Raw genomic sequence first — 17,804 nt, 5'->3', positions numbered from 1 at the left:
ACCGGTACCCTGATGCCGGTCGAGGTGGCCCTGGCACGTTTGCTGGAAATGGCCGACGCCTCACGGATTGTCGAGCGCGAACGTTTGCCGTTGGCGCAGGTCCAGGGCCGGGTGCTGGCCGATGATCTGCTGTCGACCCTCGATCTGCCGCCGTGGCCCAATAGCGCGATGGATGGTTATGCCTTGCGCGTGGCCGACTGGAGCGCAGAACCGCTGGTCGTCAGTCAGAAAGTCTTTGCTGGCCAGGCCCCTGTTGCGTTGACGCCGGGCACCTGTGCACGAATCTTCACCGGGGCTCCTGTGCCACCGGGCGCAGATTGCGTCGAGATGCAGGAGAATGCCGAAGTCCTGGCGGATGGACGTGTACGTTTCACCGAAGGCCTGGTTCTCGGGCAGAACATTCGTCCGCAAGGCCAGGAAACCACCGTTGGCGAACAGGTCCTGCCGGCGGGCACGCGGTTGGGCCCGATCGAACAAGGCCTGGCAGCCTCGCTGGGGTGTGCCGAGCTGGAAGTGATTCGCAAGGTGCGCGTGGCGGTGCTGTCCACCGGGGATGAACTGATCGAGCCGGGGCAGGTGCTGGGGCCAGGGCAGATCTACAACAGCAACCGTGTGTTGCTCTGCAGCTGGTTGCAGCGCCTGGGTTGCGAGGTGATAGACGCCGGGATCCTGCCGGATGACCTGGCCACCACGCGCGCGCGCCTGGGCGAGTTGGGGGATGTCGACCTGATTCTCTCGACCGGTGGCGTATCGGTGGGGGAGGCCGACTTTCTGGGCATCGCCCTGAGAGAAGAGGGCGAGTTGGCGCTGTGGAAACTCGCGATCAAGCCGGGAAAACCCCTGACTTTCGGGCATTTTCGTGGCGTGCCGGTGATCGGCTTGCCGGGCAATCCAGCCTCGACCCTGGTGACCTTTGCCTTGCTGGCAAGGCCTTATCTGTTGCGGCGCATGGGTGTCCTCGAGGTGGAGCCACTCAAGGTACAAGTGCAGGCAGGGTTCGACTGGCCCAAGGCCGGCAACCGACGCGAGTACCTGCGCGGTCGCCTGGAGAACGGCCGGGCCATCATTTACCGTAATCAGAGTTCCGGTGTGCTGCGCAGCGCGGCCTGGGCCGATGGACTGGTCGAGGTCATGGAGGAGCGAACGCTGGTGACAGGCGATTACGTGTACTTCATCCCGCTGAGCGAAGTGTTGGGCTGAGTCTGGCCGCCGCCAGGTTGGCAAGCCCGGTCCATCGGCCGGGTTTGCAGGCATGACGGCTCAAGGAGCCAGCAGTGATACGACCTGATCAAAACGGCTGTTGGCGATCCAGCCCATCAGCCCCAGGACAACGGCCGTTCCGCCCGCCGAATAGGCAAGCCTGTACCTGATGGACTTGATGTCACTGCGAATCTTTTCCAGATCGCTGCGCAGGGTGTCGAGGTGTGTCTCAAGCTCGTTGACGCGAGGTGGCATATCAACTTCTCCGCTGGATTTTGCATGGCTGACGAGTTCGGCTTGATGATCGGCCCGTTTCATTGCGAGCGGCACCACCGAAATCGCCGGTGACCTGATGTCTTGTTTTTGCATTGCACGTCCTTGTGTCTGTCCTGCTGATGACTGAAAACCGCTGACACAAAAGTGTACCAATCGCCATTTCTGGTCAATTGAGCCGATTCCTCACGTTTTGTAAGAAAAATCTCCTTATTGGGCTCAGGTGTAAATAATTCAGTTTTTTTCGACTTTTCCGCAGGGTGGCAAGGTCACATGTCCCATACGTCTTCAATCATGGGAGTGACAACAATGAGCGAACGCAAGGCGCTGTTGATCTTGCATGGCAAGCAGGCGCTCAACGAAGCGGTTCGGGCCGCCGTCGACAGCAAGCGTGAACAAGGCTGGGAGCTGGCCGTTCGGTTGACCTGGGAGGCCGGGGATGCGCAGCGGCTGGTGGGCGAAGCGCTGGAGGCAGGGTACCGGCAGATCATCGCCGGTGGCGGCGATGGCACGTTGCGCGATATTGCCGAGGCCATGGCCGGGCAGTCGCAGCAGGCCAGCCTGGTGCTGATGCCGCTGGGTACCGCCAACGATTTTGCCCGTGCCGCGGGCGTTCCGCTGGAGCCGGATCAGGCACTGGCGCTGCTGGACGTTGCCCCCAGTGCCATCGACCTGGGTGAAGTCGGGGGACAGGTGTTCCTGAACATGGCCACCGGTGGCTTTGGCAGTCAGGTCACGGCCAATACCTCCGAGGAACTGAAAAAGGTTTTGGGCGGTGCGGCGTATCTGTTCACCGGCTTATCGCGTTTCAGTGAGTTGCATGCGGCGTATGGCGAGCTGCAGGGACCGGATTTCCACTGGAGCGGCGAGTTGCTGGCCCTGGGGATCGGCAATGGCCGGCAGGCGGGAGGTGGGCATGTGCTCTGCCCGCAGGCGTTGGTAGATGACGGGATGCTCGACATCAGCATACTGCCGGCACCCCAGGAGCTGGTCAGCACTTTGAAAGACCTGCTGGCCGATGGCTTCGGAATCGATAGCATGTTCGTTCGCGCCCGTCTGCCATGGGTTGAGATCAAGGTCTCGGAGGGACTTTGCATCAACCTCGATGGCGAGCCACTCGAGGGTGACAGCCTGCGCTTCTCGGCCCGGCCGGCAGCGTTGCGGGTGCATTTGCCCGAGCAATCACCCTTGTTGAGTGGGACAGAAGCGGTCAGTCGTCCAGACTGATGATCTGCTCTCGCACGGCGAACAGTACCAGGCCGGCCACATCGAAGATCTGCAAGCGCTTCATGACTTGCGAGCGATGGGTTTCGACCGTCTTGACGCTCAGGCCCAGGCCGTTGGCGATTTCCCGGGTGGATTTTCCACGCACGATCAGCCGCAGGATTTCCAGTTGGCGAGCTGTCAGGTTGTGGGAGTCTGCCGGGGCCACCTGGTTTTTCTGGGTCCGGGTCAATGCCTGGGTAATCACGGTATGGGCGATGGCCGGGCTCAGGTAGCGCTCATTGTTACGCAAGGCGTGCAGCGCGTGTTCCAGTTCGGTGGCCGTGGTGTCCTTGAGCAGATACCCATGGGCGCCCGATTCCAGGGCCTGCATGATCAGTGCCGGATCGGTGTGCATCGACAGGATCAGCACCTTGCTCTGCGGACGAACCCGTTTGAGCCGTTGCAAGGCTTCGAGGCCGCCTGTCTGCTTCATTGAAATATCCAGCAGCACGATATCCGGGGACAGTTGCTGGACCATCTCGAGCAACTGCGAGCCATCGTTTGCCTCGCCGATCACCGCATAGCCAGGAAGGTCCAGCACCAGGGCGCGCACGCCAGCCCTGATCAGCGAGTGGTCATCCACCAGGAGTAAGTTACAAGTCAATGCATAACCTTATTCGTACTGGCCCGTTCGAACGCACGCGGCGCCCATGGGAAGAGGGCTTCGATTTGAGTGCCTTTGCCTGGCTCGCTGGTCACGGTCAGCGTGCCGCCCAGTTGCTTGATCCGTTCCGACATCCCGGCCATTCCGCGCTGTCCTTCACGCCCCGGGTCGGTGGCGGGCGCGAAACCCAGGCCATCGTCACTGATCATCAATGCCAGGCCCTGGGGCAAACGCTGCAGGCAGACCAGCAGGTTTTGCGCCTGGGCATGGCGCAGCATGTTGGTGACGGCCTCCTGAGTGATACGAAAGGCTGCCACTGCCATTTCTTCCGGGATCCCGGTCAGCCGTTGATGGCACTCCAGGCTCCAGTGCACCGGGGTGTTGCCCAGGGTCTTGAGCAAATGCGCCCGCAGGCTGGCTTCCAGCCCAAGGCTGGTCAGTTGCCGGGGGTTTAGGATGGCCGAAACATCGCGAACCTTGGCGAGGGTTTCCTCCAGCGTGTCGCACAGCACCGAGCATTGCCCCTGGAGGTCTTCGGGCATCCTGCGCTTGAGCCAGTCACTCTGGAGTTTTGCCGCGGTCAACAACTGGCCGATGTCGTCGTGCAATTCCCGACTGAGGCGATGGCGTTCGTTTTCCTGGACTTGCAGCAACCGGTCGGCCAGCTCCTGGGGCTGGAACTTGATCGACTTGCGCGACAGGCGGTACTGCACCCAAACGCAACCCAGAGCCGCCATATTGAGCACCAGCAGGCTCAGTGGCAACTGCGCAGACAGGCTAAATACCAGCAGGCTGCCGAGCGTCGAGCCGGCGCACAGCAACAGCGTGAACCTGCGTGCGTTTTCTCGGGAGGGTGGCCATTTGGCGATTGACTTGAGGCTGGCGTACATAGCGGATGGAGCCAATGGATGTTCGTTGCGGGCCGATCGGTCATGCGCGCTGACAGATCGATGATTTTATTGTCAGCCTTCGACTTCAACGGAATTTTGTATAAGAAAAACAGGGTTTTGTATAAGAAATTAGCCCTGGAACTTGTTGGCTGCCATCGTTGCCGTTAATTGACGTCAACTAATGGGCGGCATAATACCACTTCGGATACCGTTGGTCGCGCCCGTGATAAATGACCGAGAGGCAGGGAAATAAACACGCGGGAATGTGGATAGCGTCGCGCTGGTTTCGATTATTGCGGGTCGATACATACCCGAAAATCGAATCAGGCAGGCGAACTCTTGTACAAGCAATAGTTACTTGTTGCGAGATGTCGCTGGCAGATATGCGGTATTCAATTGCGACATGAATCTTGTGATGCAGTCATCTCGCAACTGGACGTAATTGGGGGGAAGTTAAGCCTGGTGTTCTGAATAAGAAAGGAGTGTGAACGGCCTGGAATTAACCGGGGGGCGAAACTGGCCCTGGCCGACCTGGAGCGCAAAGGCTTCGATCAGGGTGGTCTGTTCCGTTTCATCGAGGCTGAGCTGACCGGTGTTCTGGTCGATCAGTTCAAGTTGCCAGGCGATCAGCGTCAGGCAGTCCTGAAGTGCATCAAGGGCCTCGTCGTGCAGCTCCATGTGGCTCTGGGCGTGATTGAGCAAGACATGGATATGTAATGAAAATTCCGACACGGCGGCGAGAGCCAGGGCATCGGCCTTGGTGGCCAGTTTGAGCAGTGTGCTGAGCATGCAGTCAATGGCGTCCGGGTCATTGCTGATCAATTGCAGATGACTCAGGCATTCCTCGGTTCTGGCCAGGAGCGTTTCAGCCTCGACGATAAACTCCGGAATACGCTTTGCCCACTCTTTACGATTGTTCGGCATGCTTATCTCCACAACGTCATATCAAATGAGGAGGGCGTCGTGTGTGTCGACGAGGGCAATGTAAACCTGATATCTCGAGTTCCTGCTCTGGACGGCTCAAGGGCGCGATGAACGCTTGAGAGGGTGGCTGGCCATCGGTTTTCAATCGCGCACAAATGCCCTACTCCATTTCATGCAATGAGAATGGCGTCACATTAATGGCTATTGGATATTGCGAACATCAGGTTGCACCTGACTGTTGCTAGGGGAATCCCTTACATAGGGGAACCAATTGCACGAATCGGGGTCGTGGCGAAAAATGCGATAGATGAAATAACAGCGCCAGTAAAGCATGATGTTAATGTGACATCAATGTCCGAGCACGGCATTTGCCAAGGGGTCAAGGTCCGGCAACAACAGCCGATAACCCTCTATCCAGTGAATTCAACCGAACAAGCCCAGGAGTCATCGATGGCCGGCATTCTCGATACGGTAGATCAGCGTACGCAACTTGTGGGTGAGAATCGCCTGGAAATTCTCATGTTCCGGCTTGCCGGGCGGCAACTGTTCGCGATCAACGTGTTTAAAGTCCAGGAAGTCCTGCAACTGCCGAAGCTGACACTGATGCCCCAGCGTCACCCGTTCGTTTGCGGCGTGGTCAACCTGCGCGGCCAGACCCTGCCGGTCATCGACCTGTCCCAGGCCATTGGCATGCGCCCCTTGGTGCCAGGACCTGGCAGCACGATCATCGTCACCGAGTACAACCGCTCGGTGCAGGCCTTCCTGGTGGGTGGGGTCGACCGTATCGTCAACATGAACTGGGAAGCGATTTTGCCGCCGCCCAGCAGTGCCGGCCGGCAACATTACCTGACCGCCATCAGCAAGGTCGATGACCAGTTGGTGGAGATCATCGACGTCGAGAAAGTCCTCGCAGAAATCGTGCCTTACAGCGCCAAGGTTTCCCGGGAAAAGCTCGAAGATCCGCTGTTGGCACGCGCCCGTGGCCGCGAGGTGCTGCTGGTGGACGACTCGAATGTGGCCCTGGCGCAATTGCGCGATACCCTGGGGCAGTTGGGTGTGAAGATGCACATCGCCAGCGACGGCCTGAAGGCATTGAATATGCTCAAGGCCTGGGCGGACACCGGCGTCAACATGACCGACAAGCTGCTAATGGTGTTCACCGACGCGGAAATGCCGGAAATGGATGGCTATCGCCTGACCACCGAAATCCGCAACGATCCACGGTTGCGCGGCCTTTATGTGGTGCTGCACACGTCGCTGTCCGGCAGTTTCAACGAGTCGATGGTCAAGAAGGTCGGCTGCGACAACTTTCTCTCCAAATTTCAGCCGGACAAGCTTGTCGACGTGGTGCGTGAGCGTTTGATGCTGGATGTGGTGCCGGCCTGATTGGGATGTGGGTCGGAGTACATATCCATTGCTGCGGTAACGGCCACTTAGGGTTTCGCCCTTACGGCGACTCACTTTTTCAAACGCCAAAAAGTAAGCAAAAGGCTTTGCCCCACCACTCGGTGCCTCGCCTAGGCTCGGCATGCCCTCTCTCCGGCATTGCTCCGTGGGTCGCCGCGATGGGCCATCCTTGGCCCAGCGCGGCTAAACCGGCGTCCTGCCGGTTTCCCCACTGCGCAATGCCTACTTTCGGCCATCGTGGTTAACGGGGCACCCAAATCCAAAGCAAAGCGAGGCGGCCTTAAAGCCGACCTGATCTTTGCAGATACCCCCCAATCCTCTGTAGGAGCCAGGCTTGCCGGCGAACCAGACGCTGCGGTGTATCTTTTGTACCGCGTCATCGTTCTTCGCCGGCAAGCCTGGCTCCTACGGGGGGTCGGGTACACCCGCAAAATCAGGTCGGCTTTAAGGCCGCCTCGCCTTGGCTTTGGCTTTGGCTTTTGATCTTGCTCTGGCTTTTGATTTTCTTGCCCCATCGAGAGGCCGAGTGGAGGTTCTGCGCAGTGGGTAAACCGGCAAGGATGCCGGTTTAGCCGCGCTGGGCCAGGGATGGCCCATCGCGGCGGGCCCACGGAGCAGGACCGGAGCGAGGGTATGCCGAGCATTAGCGAGGCACCGAACGCCAGGGGCAAGGGCCCTTGGTTACTTGGGGCTTTTCCAAGTGACTCGCCGTAAGGGCGAAACCATAGGTGGCCGTTACCGCAGGAATGGATATGTACACAGTAAACAAAATCCAGGTCGGCTGTCAGGCCGCCTTCGCTCCTACAAAGTTGGGGACCTTTGATTCGATGATCAAGCTCGTATAGGGTGGCGTTTTGTCCATCAGGGAGCTGGCCATGTTGCGTCTGAGCGCGCTGTATCGTTATCCGTTGAAATCCGGCAAAGGGGAGATCCTGCAACAGGTCCGCCTCGACAAGCTGGGGCTGGACGGCGATCGACGCTGGATGTTGGTGGATGAAGCCAGCGGACGCTTTTTGACCCAGCGCGCGGTGGCGCAGATGAGCCAGTTGTCGGCGTTGTGGAATGCCGAGGGTGGATTGACCCTCAGCGCCCCCGGCCATGCGCCGATCGATGTCGCCTTGCCCGCCAGTGATGCCCAATTGCGTGGCGTGACCATCTGGCGTGACAGCTTGCGCGTGCCCGATGCCGGCGATGCGGCCGCCGCCTGGGTCAGCCGGTTCATCGGCAAGCCGACGCGCCTGGTGCAGGTGCCGCTGGACCGTGCACGCAGCACCGAATCGGGCTATGGCAAGGACGACGATCAGGTTGCCTTCGCCGATGGCTTCCCGTTGTTGCTGATCGGCCAGGCATCGCTTGAGGATTTATCGCAACGGGTCGGGCGCCCAATGGAGATGCTGCGTTTCCGGCCAAATCTGGTGATCGAGGGCAGCGAAGCGTTTGCCGAGGATGGCTGGAAGCGCCTGCGCATTGGCGACGTCGAGTTCCGCGTGGTCAAGTCCTGTTCACGCTGCATCCTGACCACCATCGACCCGCAAACCGGCGAGCGTAGCGCTGACCGCGAACCCTTCGCCACCTTGCAGCAGTACCGTGCCCAGGCCGAGGGTGCGATGTTTGGGCAGAATCTGGTCAACGACGGCAATGGCCGGCTCGAAGTCGGCATGCCTGTCACCGTGCTCGAATAAACGCCCTTCAACGAAAAATGCCCGTGTCGCTGGACACGGGCATTTTTTATCACGGTGAACCCGGCGGTTTTAGCCGCGGTATTCGCACAGGTAGGCCGTGTCGACGGCCACTTTGAGCTGGAACTTGCTGTTGGCTGGCACGTTGAACTGGCTGCCGGCGGCGAAGGTTTCCCAGTCGCTGCTGTCCGGGAGCTTGACGGTCAGGGCGCCGGACACCACGTGCATGATTTCACGCTGGCTGGTGCCAAACTCGTATTCGCCCGGAGCCATGACGCCGATGGTCGCTGGACCTTCAGCGGTGCCAAAGGCGATCGACTTGACGGTGCCGTCGAAGTACTCGTTGACTTTAAACATGGGCGATTCCTCGAAAAGGGCTAAAAAGGGCTGGCCAGTATGCACAAGGCCCAAGACCTAGTCACCTCTCTAAAGCGCAAGGACAAGGGGCAACAGGCGTGCGGTATTGCGTGCGTCTTCCAGCGCCCGGTGTTGCTGGCCGCTGAACTGCAGTCCCGCCAGTTGCAGGGCGCCGTTGAGCCCCAACGGTCGTTCCAGGCGCCGGGCCTTGGCAAAGCGCTGCTTGAGATTCATGTGCGGCACCTGGCTCAAGGCGCTATCGAGTGCCAGGCGTTGCCAATCCTGGAGCAACTGTTTGCGATCGTAGTCGCCCCAGCTGACCCAGCCTTCAAGCCGCGGGTGATGTTGGCCCAACCAGCGCTCGAACGCCGCCCAGACTTCGCCCAGGGGCTGTGCGGCATCGATGTTGGCCTGGGTGATGTGCGTCAATTCCCGGCAAAACGGCGTCAACAAGGGGCGCCGCAACGGGCGCACGAATCGCTGGAAGAAATCCAGCTCGCGGCCTTTGTGATCCACCAGGGTGGCACCGATTTCGATGATTTCCATTTCCGTAATGGGCCAACCACCCTCATCGGTGGTGGCTTCCAGATCAATGACCAACCAGTGAGGCATCGCAGGGTTCCCGGTATCCGCATGCTGATAGGGCTTGAGCGTAGCCAAAGCCGACGGATACGCCTAGCGGCTTATTCGACCTCCAGCAGAATCTGCCGGTTTTTCACCTGGTCGCCGACCTGCACCTGCAAGCGCTTGAGCACGCCGTCGATGCCTGACTTGAGCGGGTGCTCCATTTTCATGGCTTCCAGCACCACCAGCAGTTGGCCTTTGCTGACCTTGCTGCCTTCACTGACCAGCACGTCGATGACCGCACCGTCCATAGGCGCCTTGAGGGTGCCGCAGCTGACACTGGCCTGGCTGCGGACTGGCGCTTGAGTGCGATCCACCAGGCGCAGGCTGCCTGAATCTGCGTACAACCAGAGGTGCCCGGCCTCCAAGCGGTAGGCATGCCGTTGCCGGATGCCGTCGATTTGCAGGGTGGCCCAGCGGCCGTCGCTCTGGATGATCTTCAGTTCCAGGTGGCGACTGGCGACTTCTATCCGCAGCGGCTCGCCGGGAACCGCATGCAACGCCACCGGCCAGTCCTGATCGTCCAGTGCGAGGCGATAGTGCAGGGGCACGCTGGCGTTGTTACGCCAACCCGCCAACGCCACCGGATGTGCCTGTGCGGATGCCTGATAGAACAGCGCCGCGGCAATCGCCAGTTGTTCGGCACTCGGCACCTGGCGCTGCAAACAGGGATGCTCGGCGAAATGCTGCTCGATGAGGCCGGTGCTGAATTCGCCGCCGATGAATTGTGGATGTTGCAGCAGGCTGGCGAGCAAGCGCTGGTTGCTCTGTACCCCCAGCAGCACGCAGTCCTGTACGGCCCGCAGCAACTTGCGCCGGGCCTCTTCGCGGGTCTGGCCGTGGGCGATGATTTTGCCCAGCATCGGGTCGTAGAACGGGCTGATGTCCTGGCCTTCGACCAGCCCATGGTCGACCCGCACACCGTCCTGCAAGCGCGGTTCCCATGCCGCGATGCGTCCGGTTTGTGGCAGGAAACCTTGTGCCGGGTCCTCGGCGTACAAGCGCACCTCCATGGCATGTCCCTTGAGTTGCACGTCCTCCTGACGCAGCGGCAGCGCTTGCCCCTGGGCGATGTTCAACTGCCAGGCCACCAGGTCCAGTCCGGTGATGAGTTCGGTCACCGGATGTTCCACTTGCAGCCGGGTGTTCATTTCCAGGAAGTAAAACTGTCCGCGCGCATCCAGCAGGAATTCCACCGTGCCCGCGCCCACATAGTTGATCGCGCGCCCGGCCTTGAGCGCCGCTTCGCCCATGGCCTGGCGCAACTGACTCGTCATCACCGGGCAGGGGGCTTCTTCGATGACTTTCTGGTGGCGACGCTGGATAGAGCAATCGCGCTCGCCAAGGTAGATCAGGTTGCCGTGCGAGTCGCCGAACAGTTGCACCTCGACATGGCGCGGCTCGATCAAGGCCTGCTCGAGGATCAGTTCGTCACTACCAAAGCCGTGCATGGCTTCGGAGCGAGCGCTGCGCAACTGTTGCGCCAGATCGCTGGCCCCCTGCACCAGGCGCATGCCACGCCCACCGCCGCCGGCGCTGGCCTTGATCATCAGCGGGTAGCCGATGCGGTTGGCTTCGCGGATGAGGGTGGCATCGTCCTGTTCGGCACCCTGATAACCCTCGATGCAGGGCACGCCGGCAGCGAGCATGGCGATTTTCGAGCGGCGTTTGCTGCCCATCAGTTCGATTGCTTCGGGGCTGGGCCCGATGAAGGTGATGCCGGCGTCCTGGCAGGCGCGGGCGAAAGCGGTATTTTCCGAAAGGAAACCGTAGCCCGGATGAATGGCGTCAGCCCCGGTACGCCGGGCGGCGTCGATGATTGCCTGGCTGTTCAGATAGGACTGTTGCACCGGGGCCGGGCCGATGTTTACCGCTTCGTCGGCCATTTGCACGTGCAGGGCATCGGCGTCGGCATCGCTGAATATGGCGACGGTGCGGTAGCCCAGGGCCTGGGCGGTGCGCTGAATGCGGCAGGCGATTTCACCGCGGTTGGCGATCAGGATTTTGCTGAATCCGGGCATGGTTCATTCCCTTTGATAGGTGGTGAATGTGATGGCCTCTTCGCGGGCAAGCCTCGCTCCTACAGATCTCGTGATATCCCGTAGGAGCGAGGCTTGCCCGCGAAGCTCTTAAAGGGCCCACCCCGGTTTCCGCTTTTGCACGAAGGCCATGGTGCCTTCGATCCCTTCTGCCCCGGTCACCGCTTCGCTGAACCATTCGGCTGCCTGATCCAGCAGGGCGTCGGACGGTTGTCCGGCACTGGCCAGCAACAGTTTCTTGGTCGCCGCATTCGCCCCGGGCGCACAACACAGCACATGGGCCAGCACTTCATCGAGGCGCTCGGCCAACGCCTGGGCATCGTGCTCGACAAAATGCACCAGCCCCATCCGCCGTGCCTGGGTGCCGTCGAAACGTGCCGCGGTCAGGGCCAGGCGGCGGGCCTGGGTCAGGCCGATGCGCTGCACCACGAACGGCGCGATCTGCGCTGGCAACAGGCCGAGGCTGGTTTCCGGCAGGCCGAACTGCGCCTGGTGATCGGCCAGGGCGATATCGCTGACACAGGCCAGGCCGAAGCCACCACCGAGCACCGCGCCCTGCAGGACGGTGATCACCACCTGCGGCGCGTGCTGCACCTCTTGCAGCAACGCACCGAACAATCGATTCAAATCACGGTGCGCGCCCGGACCTTGAGCACGAGCGTTGGCCATGTCCTTGATGTCGCCGCCGGCACAGAAATGCCCACCGGCACCGCCGATCACCAAGGCCCTGATCCCGCGGTCATCGTGCACCGCCGCCAGCACCGCACGCAGTTCGCTGACCATCTGCAAACTCATGGCGTTACGGCTGTCCGGTCGGTTGAGGGTGATGTGCAGCACACCGTTGTGCAGTTCGAGCAGCAGCGTCTGGCAAACCGGCAGGGTACTCATTTGTGTTTCCCCGGCAGGATGCCCATGAGCTTGCAGATGATCCCCAGCATGATTTCGTCGGCACCGCCGCCGATCGACACCAGGCGCACATCGCGGTAGGCGCGGGCCACCGGGTTGTCCCACATGAAGCCCATGCCACCCCAGTATTGCAGGCAACTGTCGCTGACCTCGCGGCCCAGGCGACCGGCCTTGAGCTTGGCCATGGACGCCAGGCGCGTGACGTCCTGGCCCTTGATGTATTGCTCGGTGGCTTGATAGACCAGCGCCCGCAGGCATTCGATCTCGGTTTGCAGCTCGGCCAGGCGAAAGTGAATGACCTGGTTGTCGATCAGCGCGCTACCGAAGGTCTTGCGCTCCTTGCAATACTCGATGGTGCTGTCGACGCAATACTCCAGGCCCTTGATCATGTTGGCCGCACCGAACAGGCGTTCCTCCTGGAACTGCAGCATCTGCATCATGAACCCCGCGCCTTCATGGCCGATGCGATTGCGCTGTGGCACCCGCACGTTGTCGAAAAACACCTGGGCAGTTTCCGAGCTGCGCATGCCCAGTTTGTCCAGGTGCGAACTGAGGCTGATGCCCGGGGTGTTCATCGGCACCATGATCAGCGACTTGTTGATGTGCGGTTTGTCGTCCGAGGTGTTGGCCAGCAGGCAGATGAAGTCGGCGCTCGGCGAGTTGGTGATCCACATCTTGCTGCCGTTGATCACGTAATCGTCGCCGTCCTTGCGCGCGGTGGTTTTCAGGCCGGCCACGTCGGAGCCCGCGCCGACTTCGGAGACGCCGATGCAGCCGACCTGCTCGCCGCTGATGGCCGGACGCAGAAACTCTTCGCGCAATTCATCGGAACCGAAACGCGCCAGGGCGGGGGTGCACATGTCGGTCTGCACGCCGATCGACATGGGAATCCCGCCGCAATGGATGGTGCCGAACTCTTCGGCGGCGACGATCGAATAGCTGTAGTCCAGGCCCATGCCACCGAATTTTTCCGGTTTGCTGATGCCCAGCAGGCCGAGGTCGCCGGCCTTGCGAAAGATCTCGTGGATGGGAAAGCGCCCGGCCTTTTCCCATTCCTCAACGTAGGGGTTGATCTCGTGATCGACGAATTGGCGAACGGTGCGACGCAGTGCTTCGTGTTCCTGGGTGAAGATCATTCTTGTTGTTCTCCTGACTAGAACCGGGCGACCCCAAAACTGTTGGCTTGCAGCGGCCGCACTTCGGCCTCATGACAAATATCCAGCAAGTAACCGAGCAAGATCCGGGTATCACGTGGATCGATCAGGCCGTCGTCCCACAGATTGGCGCTGCCATACAGCGCCGTGGACTGGCTGTCGAGCTTCTGTGCGGTGACCTGTTCGAGCATGTCGAGCATTTTCGGGTCGGGCACCAGGCCGTCCTTGGCCTGCTTGGCCTCGGTGACGATGCGCAGCACCTTGCCGGCCTGGGCGCCGCCCATGACGGCGGTGCGGCTGTTGGGCCAGGCGAAGATGAAACGCGGGTCCAGGCCACGGCCGCACATTGCGTAGTTGCCGGCGCCATAGGAGCCGCCCACCACGATGGTCAGCTTCGGCACCCGGGCATTGGCCACCGCCTGGATCATCTTGGCGCCATGCTTGATCACCCCTTGCTGCTCCGATTCGGTGCCGACCATGAATCCGGTGGTGTTGTGGAAAAACAGCAGCGGTGTCTGGCTCTGGTCGCACAGTTGAATGAATTGCGCCGCCTTGCTCGCGCCCTTGGGTGTGATCGGCCCGTTGTTGCCGATGAATCCGCAGGCGCGGCCCTGGATTTTCAGTTGGCCGCAAACGGTCTGCTGATCGAACTCGGCCTTGAATTCGAGGAAGTTCGAGCCATCGGCGATACGGGCGATGATCTCGCGCACGTCGTAGGGTTTTTTCGGGTCATCCGGGATCAGGCCCAGCAATTGGTCGATGGGGTAGAGCGGCTCCTGCCATTGCCTGGCAGGCAATACCGGCAGGCGCGCATTCCAGGGCAGCAGGCTGACGATCTCGCGCACCTGGCGCACGCCGTCGGCGTCGTTCTCGGCCAGGTATTCGGCGGTGCCGGCGGTTTGCGCGTGCATTTCGGCGCCGCCCAGTTCCTCGTCGGTGGCGACTTCTCCGGTTGCCGCTTTCAAAAGCGGCGGGCCCGCCAGGAACAGCTTGGCCTTGCCACGTACCACCACCACATAGTCCGACAGCCCCGGCTGATAGGCGCCGCCTGCCGTCGCCGACCCATGGACCACGGTAATCTGCGGCAGGCCCATGGCCGACATCCGTGCCTGGTTGGCAAAGCTGCGCGCGCCTTCGACGAAAATCTCCGCCGCGTAATTGAGGTTGGCGCCGCCACTTTCGGCGAGGGTAATCACCGGAAGTTTGTTTTCCATGGCGATCTGTTGCAGGCGCAGGGACTTTTTCAGGCCCGAGGGGGAAATGGTGCCGCCCTTGATCGCACTGTTGTTGGCCACCACCAGCACCCGCACGCCCGACACGTAGCCGATCCCGGCGATCAAGCCGCCGCCGGCCGAGCTGCCGTCCTTGTCGTCGTGCAACTTGTAGCCGGCCAGGCTGGCCAGTTCGAGAAACGGCGCACCCGGGTCGAGCAACAGGTTGAGGCGTTCGCGGGGCAGCAACTGACCGCGTTTTTCGAACCTGGGCCTGGCCTCGGCAGCCTTGTCCAGCAGGTTCTGTTCAAGTCTGCTGACCTGTTCGACGGCGTCGAGCATGGCCGCGCGATGACGGGCGAACTGTTCACTGTGGGGGTCCAGTTGCGACTCAATCACCGGCATGGGTTATTCCTTGTCCTTGAGGACGTCAGGCAAGTACGCGCGGTGGAAACCGTTGTACGACTCGCTGTGGGTCGCCTTGTGAATCGGCCATGCCCGTCCGCCGAGGCTGGCCGCGCCGTCGATGCGCAAGGTGCTGCCGCTGATGAACGCCGCGGCCGGGCTGAGCAGGAAGACGATCGCCGCGCTGACTTCCGATTCGGTGCCGATGCGCTTGAGCGGCACGTGTTCACGCAGGGTCGGAATCACCGCCTTGAACGCCCCTTCGTAGGTGTCCATGCCGCTGGACGCGATCCAGCCCGGCGCCACGGCGTTGACCCGGACCCCGGCGTGCCCCCATTCGAAGGCGGCGGTCTTGGTCAGGTTGTCCATGCCTGAGCGCGCCGCGCCCGAGTGGCCCATGCCGGGCATGCCGCCCCACATGTCGGCGAGCATGTTGACGATGGCGCCGCCGTGCTTGCTCATGGACTGGTTGAACACTTCCCGGGCCATCAGGAATCCGCCCAGCAGGTTGGTGCGCATCACCGTTTCGAAACCCTTCAGATTGATCGAGGCCAGTGGCGATGGGTACTGGCCGCCGGCGTTGTTGACCAGGCCGTGAATCGGGCCGTGCTTGCGGATAAATTCGCTGACAAGGTGCGTGACCGCTTCTTCCTCACGGATATCGCAGGTGCTCCAGTCGGCCTTGCCGCCATCTTCGGCAATTTCGGCGGCGACGCTTTTCAACTTGTCGGCCTTGCGCCCCACCAGCAGCACATGCGCACCGAGGGCCGCCAGCTCGTGGGCGGTGCAGCGGCCAATGCCACTGCCGCCACCGGTGACGATGATGGTCTGGCCGGCAAACAGATCGGCTTTGAAAATCGAATCGTAGGCCATGGCGGCAATCCTCTAGTTGACCTGGTCGGCGATGCGCTGCGGCACCGGAATCTGGATCTCCAGCAGTTGCTGGGCGAAGGCCTTGCCCTGCGGATCGATCCGCAGGCTGGCCACGCCGCCGCCACCCAAAGCGTTTTCCAGGAGGAAATTCAGGCTGTGGGTGGCGGGCAGGTACCAACGCTCGACACGCCCGTGGATCGGGTCGAGGACATGGCTCATCCAGTCGACGATCACTGCCGGGGTCAAGGCTTCGGCGATCCACGGCAGGTACTGCGGCTCGCGAGCCATGACGCCGATGTTGCTGTGGTTGCCCTTGTCACCGGAGCGGGCGACCGCAAGCTTGACCAGGGCGACGCTGGCGTCAGCCGGTCCCGTGGGTCGGGGTGGCTCAAATGGCACGGGCAGGTCGGCGCTGTCGAGCACATCGAGGGCGGGCAGGGCGCACGGGTGGCGCTGGCCCATGAGATCAATTTCCAGCGTGCAGGCGGTTTTGTCGATCAGGAACGAAAACAAGCGGATCAGCGGATACACCGTCGGCCGGCCGCCGACGATGCCTGTGAGCCCCGGCGCCATCCCGGTGGCGGCCTGGGCGATTTCCCGGGAGAACAGGATCAACGCCTGCTTGTGCGGATGGCGCACCGCGAGCTTGATCACCACTTCGCGACTGTCCTGGCGCTGGCCGTGGGGGCCGTACGTGGCTTCGCTGCCGAGCAGTTCAATGTTCACCTCGCTGTAGGGCGCCCAGCCGCGTTGGCTGAACATCTGCGAAGTCTTGTCGATGATCGCTGCGCTGACCCTGCGGGCCTTGTCGACCGCATCGATCCCGGCGATCAGGCAACTGGCGGTGCAGCGGAAACCGTCCGGGTACGTGGCGCTAACCTTGTACTGGGCGGTGGGCGGCAAGCCTTTTGCGCCATGCACCCGGACCGCATTCCTGCCTTGCTGCACGAGTTTGACCTGGGTGAAATCGCAGACCACGTCGGGCAGCAGATAGGCCCGCGGGTCACCGATTTCGTAGAGCATCTGTTCGCCCACGGTCAAGGGTGTGACCAGGCCGCCCGTGCCTTCGGGTTTGCTGACGATGAACTGGCTGTCGGCGCTGACTTCGACGATGGGGAAACCGATGTGCTCGTAATCGGGTACATCGCGCCAGTCGGTGAAGTTGCCGCCGGTGCATTGGGCGCCACATTCGATGATGTGCCCGGCCAGCGCCGCCTGGGCCAGTTTGTCGTAGTCGTGCCACGACCAGCCGAACTCATGCACCAGCGCGCCGCTGACCACGGCGCTGTCGACCACGCGCCCGGTGATCACGATGTCCGCGCCCAGGCGCAGGGCTTCGACGATGCCCGGCGCGCCAAGATAAGCGTTGGTCGAGACACACATCGGCGGCAGGGGGGCGGCGCTGAACATTTCATGAATGCCAAGGCTGGCCAGCTGTTTGAACTGCGGTTGCAGGTCATCGCCCAACAGCACGGCGATCTTCAGTGCAACGCCAGCCTTGTCGCAGGCTGCCTGAAGGGCCGCGGCACAGGCCTGTGGGTTGACCCCGCCAGCATTGCTGATGACGCGGATCTTTTGTTCGGCCAGTTGAGAGAGCAGGGGAGCGAGGACTTCGATGAAGTCGCTGGCGTAGCCGGCCTGGGGATCTTTCATCCGTGCGCCAGCCATGATCGACAGGGTGATTTCGGCCAGATAATCGAAGACCAGGTAGTCCAGGCGCCCGCCTTCCACCAGTTGCGCGGCGGCGGTCGAGGTGTCGCCCCAGAAGGCACTGGCGCAACCGATGCGAATTGTTCTTGGCGCAGTCAATTCCATAACCACCTCCAGCAGCAATGCTTCGAGACTACCAAGCAAGCGCTTGGTTTGTAAACGACTGAACTATCTTCTTCCCGAGCGCTTGCTTGGTCCTCGCCAGTTGCTTAAATTGCCAGCGCAGCCCCAATGTTTTCGCGGGGAGCGTGGCATTGGACTGATCGACTGTAGGAGAGAACG

At 61.5% G+C, this 17,804-nt stretch carries 16 protein-coding genes; 4 read left to right on the top strand and 12 right to left on the bottom strand.

The window, feature by feature from the left end; all coding sequences use genetic code 11:
• The first annotated feature begins 12 nt into the window (after positions 1–12).
• Complete coding sequence (locus OH720_RS24185; protein WP_442967321.1) at positions 13–1,200, top strand: molybdopterin molybdotransferase MoeA; 1,188 nt, start codon at positions 13–15, stop codon at positions 1,198–1,200.
• A gap of 60 nt (positions 1,201–1,260) precedes the next feature.
• On the opposite strand, the gene OH720_RS24180 is transcribed toward OH720_RS24185, so the two are convergent.
• Positions 1,261–1,569, bottom strand: a complete 309-nt coding sequence (locus OH720_RS24180) for a hypothetical protein (RefSeq protein WP_272603191.1) — start codon at positions 1,567–1,569, stop codon at positions 1,261–1,263.
• Between the two features lie 213 nt (positions 1,570–1,782).
• On the opposite strand from OH720_RS24180, the gene yegS reads away from it, so the two are divergent.
• Positions 1,783–2,700 (top strand): lipid kinase YegS, encoded by a 918-nt coding sequence (gene yegS, locus OH720_RS24175; protein ID WP_272603190.1) that lies wholly within the window; start codon positions 1,783–1,785, stop codon positions 2,698–2,700.
• On the opposite strand, the gene OH720_RS24170 is transcribed toward yegS, so the two are convergent.
• The 3 genes from OH720_RS24170 to OH720_RS24160 form a co-directional block, all read right to left on the bottom strand.
• Positions 2,684–3,343, bottom strand: a complete 660-nt coding sequence (locus OH720_RS24170) for a response regulator (protein WP_272603189.1) — start codon at positions 3,341–3,343, stop codon at positions 2,684–2,686. The genes yegS and OH720_RS24170 overlap by 17 nt on opposite strands.
• On the bottom strand, positions 3,340–4,233 hold the full coding sequence (locus tag OH720_RS24165; protein WP_272606510.1) for a sensor histidine kinase: 894 nt from the start codon (positions 4,231–4,233) through the stop codon (positions 3,340–3,342). Before OH720_RS24165 ends, OH720_RS24170 begins: the two co-directional genes overlap by 4 nt.
• Positions 4,234–4,686: 453 nt before the next feature.
• Positions 4,687–5,157 (bottom strand): hypothetical protein, encoded by a 471-nt coding sequence (locus OH720_RS24160; protein WP_272603188.1) that lies wholly within the window; start codon positions 5,155–5,157, stop codon positions 4,687–4,689.
• 450 nt (positions 5,158–5,607) lie between these two features.
• Between OH720_RS24160 and OH720_RS24155 the strand changes: the two genes are divergently transcribed.
• Positions 5,608–6,543 (top strand): chemotaxis protein CheV, encoded by a 936-nt coding sequence (locus OH720_RS24155; protein ID WP_272603187.1) that lies wholly within the window; start codon positions 5,608–5,610, stop codon positions 6,541–6,543.
• An 896-nt stretch (positions 6,544–7,439) separates the two neighbouring features.
• Positions 7,440–8,246, top strand: a complete 807-nt coding sequence (locus OH720_RS24150) for an MOSC domain-containing protein (protein ID WP_272603186.1) — start codon at positions 7,440–7,442, stop codon at positions 8,244–8,246.
• Positions 8,247–8,315: 69 nt separating this feature from the next.
• Here the strand turns inward: OH720_RS24150 and ppnP are convergent, their stop codons facing one another.
• From ppnP to OH720_RS24110, 8 genes are all read right to left on the bottom strand, one after another.
• On the bottom strand, positions 8,316–8,600 hold the full coding sequence (gene ppnP, locus OH720_RS24145; RefSeq protein ID WP_007940055.1) for a pyrimidine/purine nucleoside phosphorylase: 285 nt from the start codon (positions 8,598–8,600) through the stop codon (positions 8,316–8,318).
• Between the two features lie 69 nt (positions 8,601–8,669).
• On the bottom strand, positions 8,670–9,212 hold the full coding sequence (locus OH720_RS24140; protein WP_272603185.1) for an exonuclease domain-containing protein: 543 nt from the start codon (positions 9,210–9,212) through the stop codon (positions 8,670–8,672).
• A gap of 71 nt (positions 9,213–9,283) precedes the next feature.
• Complete coding sequence (locus OH720_RS24135; protein WP_272603184.1) at positions 9,284–11,245, bottom strand: acetyl/propionyl/methylcrotonyl-CoA carboxylase subunit alpha; 1,962 nt, start codon at positions 11,243–11,245, stop codon at positions 9,284–9,286.
• Between the two features lie 108 nt (positions 11,246–11,353).
• Positions 11,354–12,151: an enoyl-CoA hydratase/isomerase family protein gene (locus OH720_RS24130; RefSeq protein ID WP_272603183.1), complete on the bottom strand. Its 798-nt coding sequence runs from the start codon at positions 12,149–12,151 to the stop codon at positions 11,354–11,356.
• Entirely contained in the window at positions 12,148–13,305 is a 1,158-nt protein-coding gene (gene atuD, locus OH720_RS24125) for a citronellyl-CoA dehydrogenase (RefSeq protein WP_272603182.1), read from the bottom strand. Before atuD ends, OH720_RS24130 begins: the two co-directional genes overlap by 4 nt.
• Before the next feature lie 17 nt (positions 13,306–13,322).
• Positions 13,323–14,939: a geranyl-CoA carboxylase subunit beta gene (gene atuC, locus OH720_RS24120; protein WP_272603181.1), complete on the bottom strand. Its 1,617-nt coding sequence runs from the start codon at positions 14,937–14,939 to the stop codon at positions 13,323–13,325.
• A 3-nt stretch (positions 14,940–14,942) separates the two neighbouring features.
• The gene (locus tag OH720_RS24115) at positions 14,943–15,812 is read right to left on the bottom strand and encodes an SDR family oxidoreductase (RefSeq protein ID WP_272603180.1); all 870 of its coding nucleotides are present in this window, start codon (positions 15,810–15,812) and stop codon (positions 14,943–14,945) included.
• Positions 15,813–15,824: 12 nt separating this feature from the next.
• Complete coding sequence (locus tag OH720_RS24110; protein ID WP_180202593.1) at positions 15,825–17,627, bottom strand: acyclic terpene utilization AtuA family protein; 1,803 nt, start codon at positions 17,625–17,627, stop codon at positions 15,825–15,827.
• Positions 17,628–17,804: the final 177 nt, after the last annotated feature.

The sequence above is a fragment of the Pseudomonas sp. WJP1 genome (assembly GCF_028471945.1).
GTDB lineage: Bacteria > Pseudomonadota > Gammaproteobacteria > Pseudomonadales > Pseudomonadaceae > Aquipseudomonas.
The sequence above is the reverse complement of the archived record's forward strand: the minus strand, read 5'-3'. Positions and strand labels throughout refer to the sequence as shown.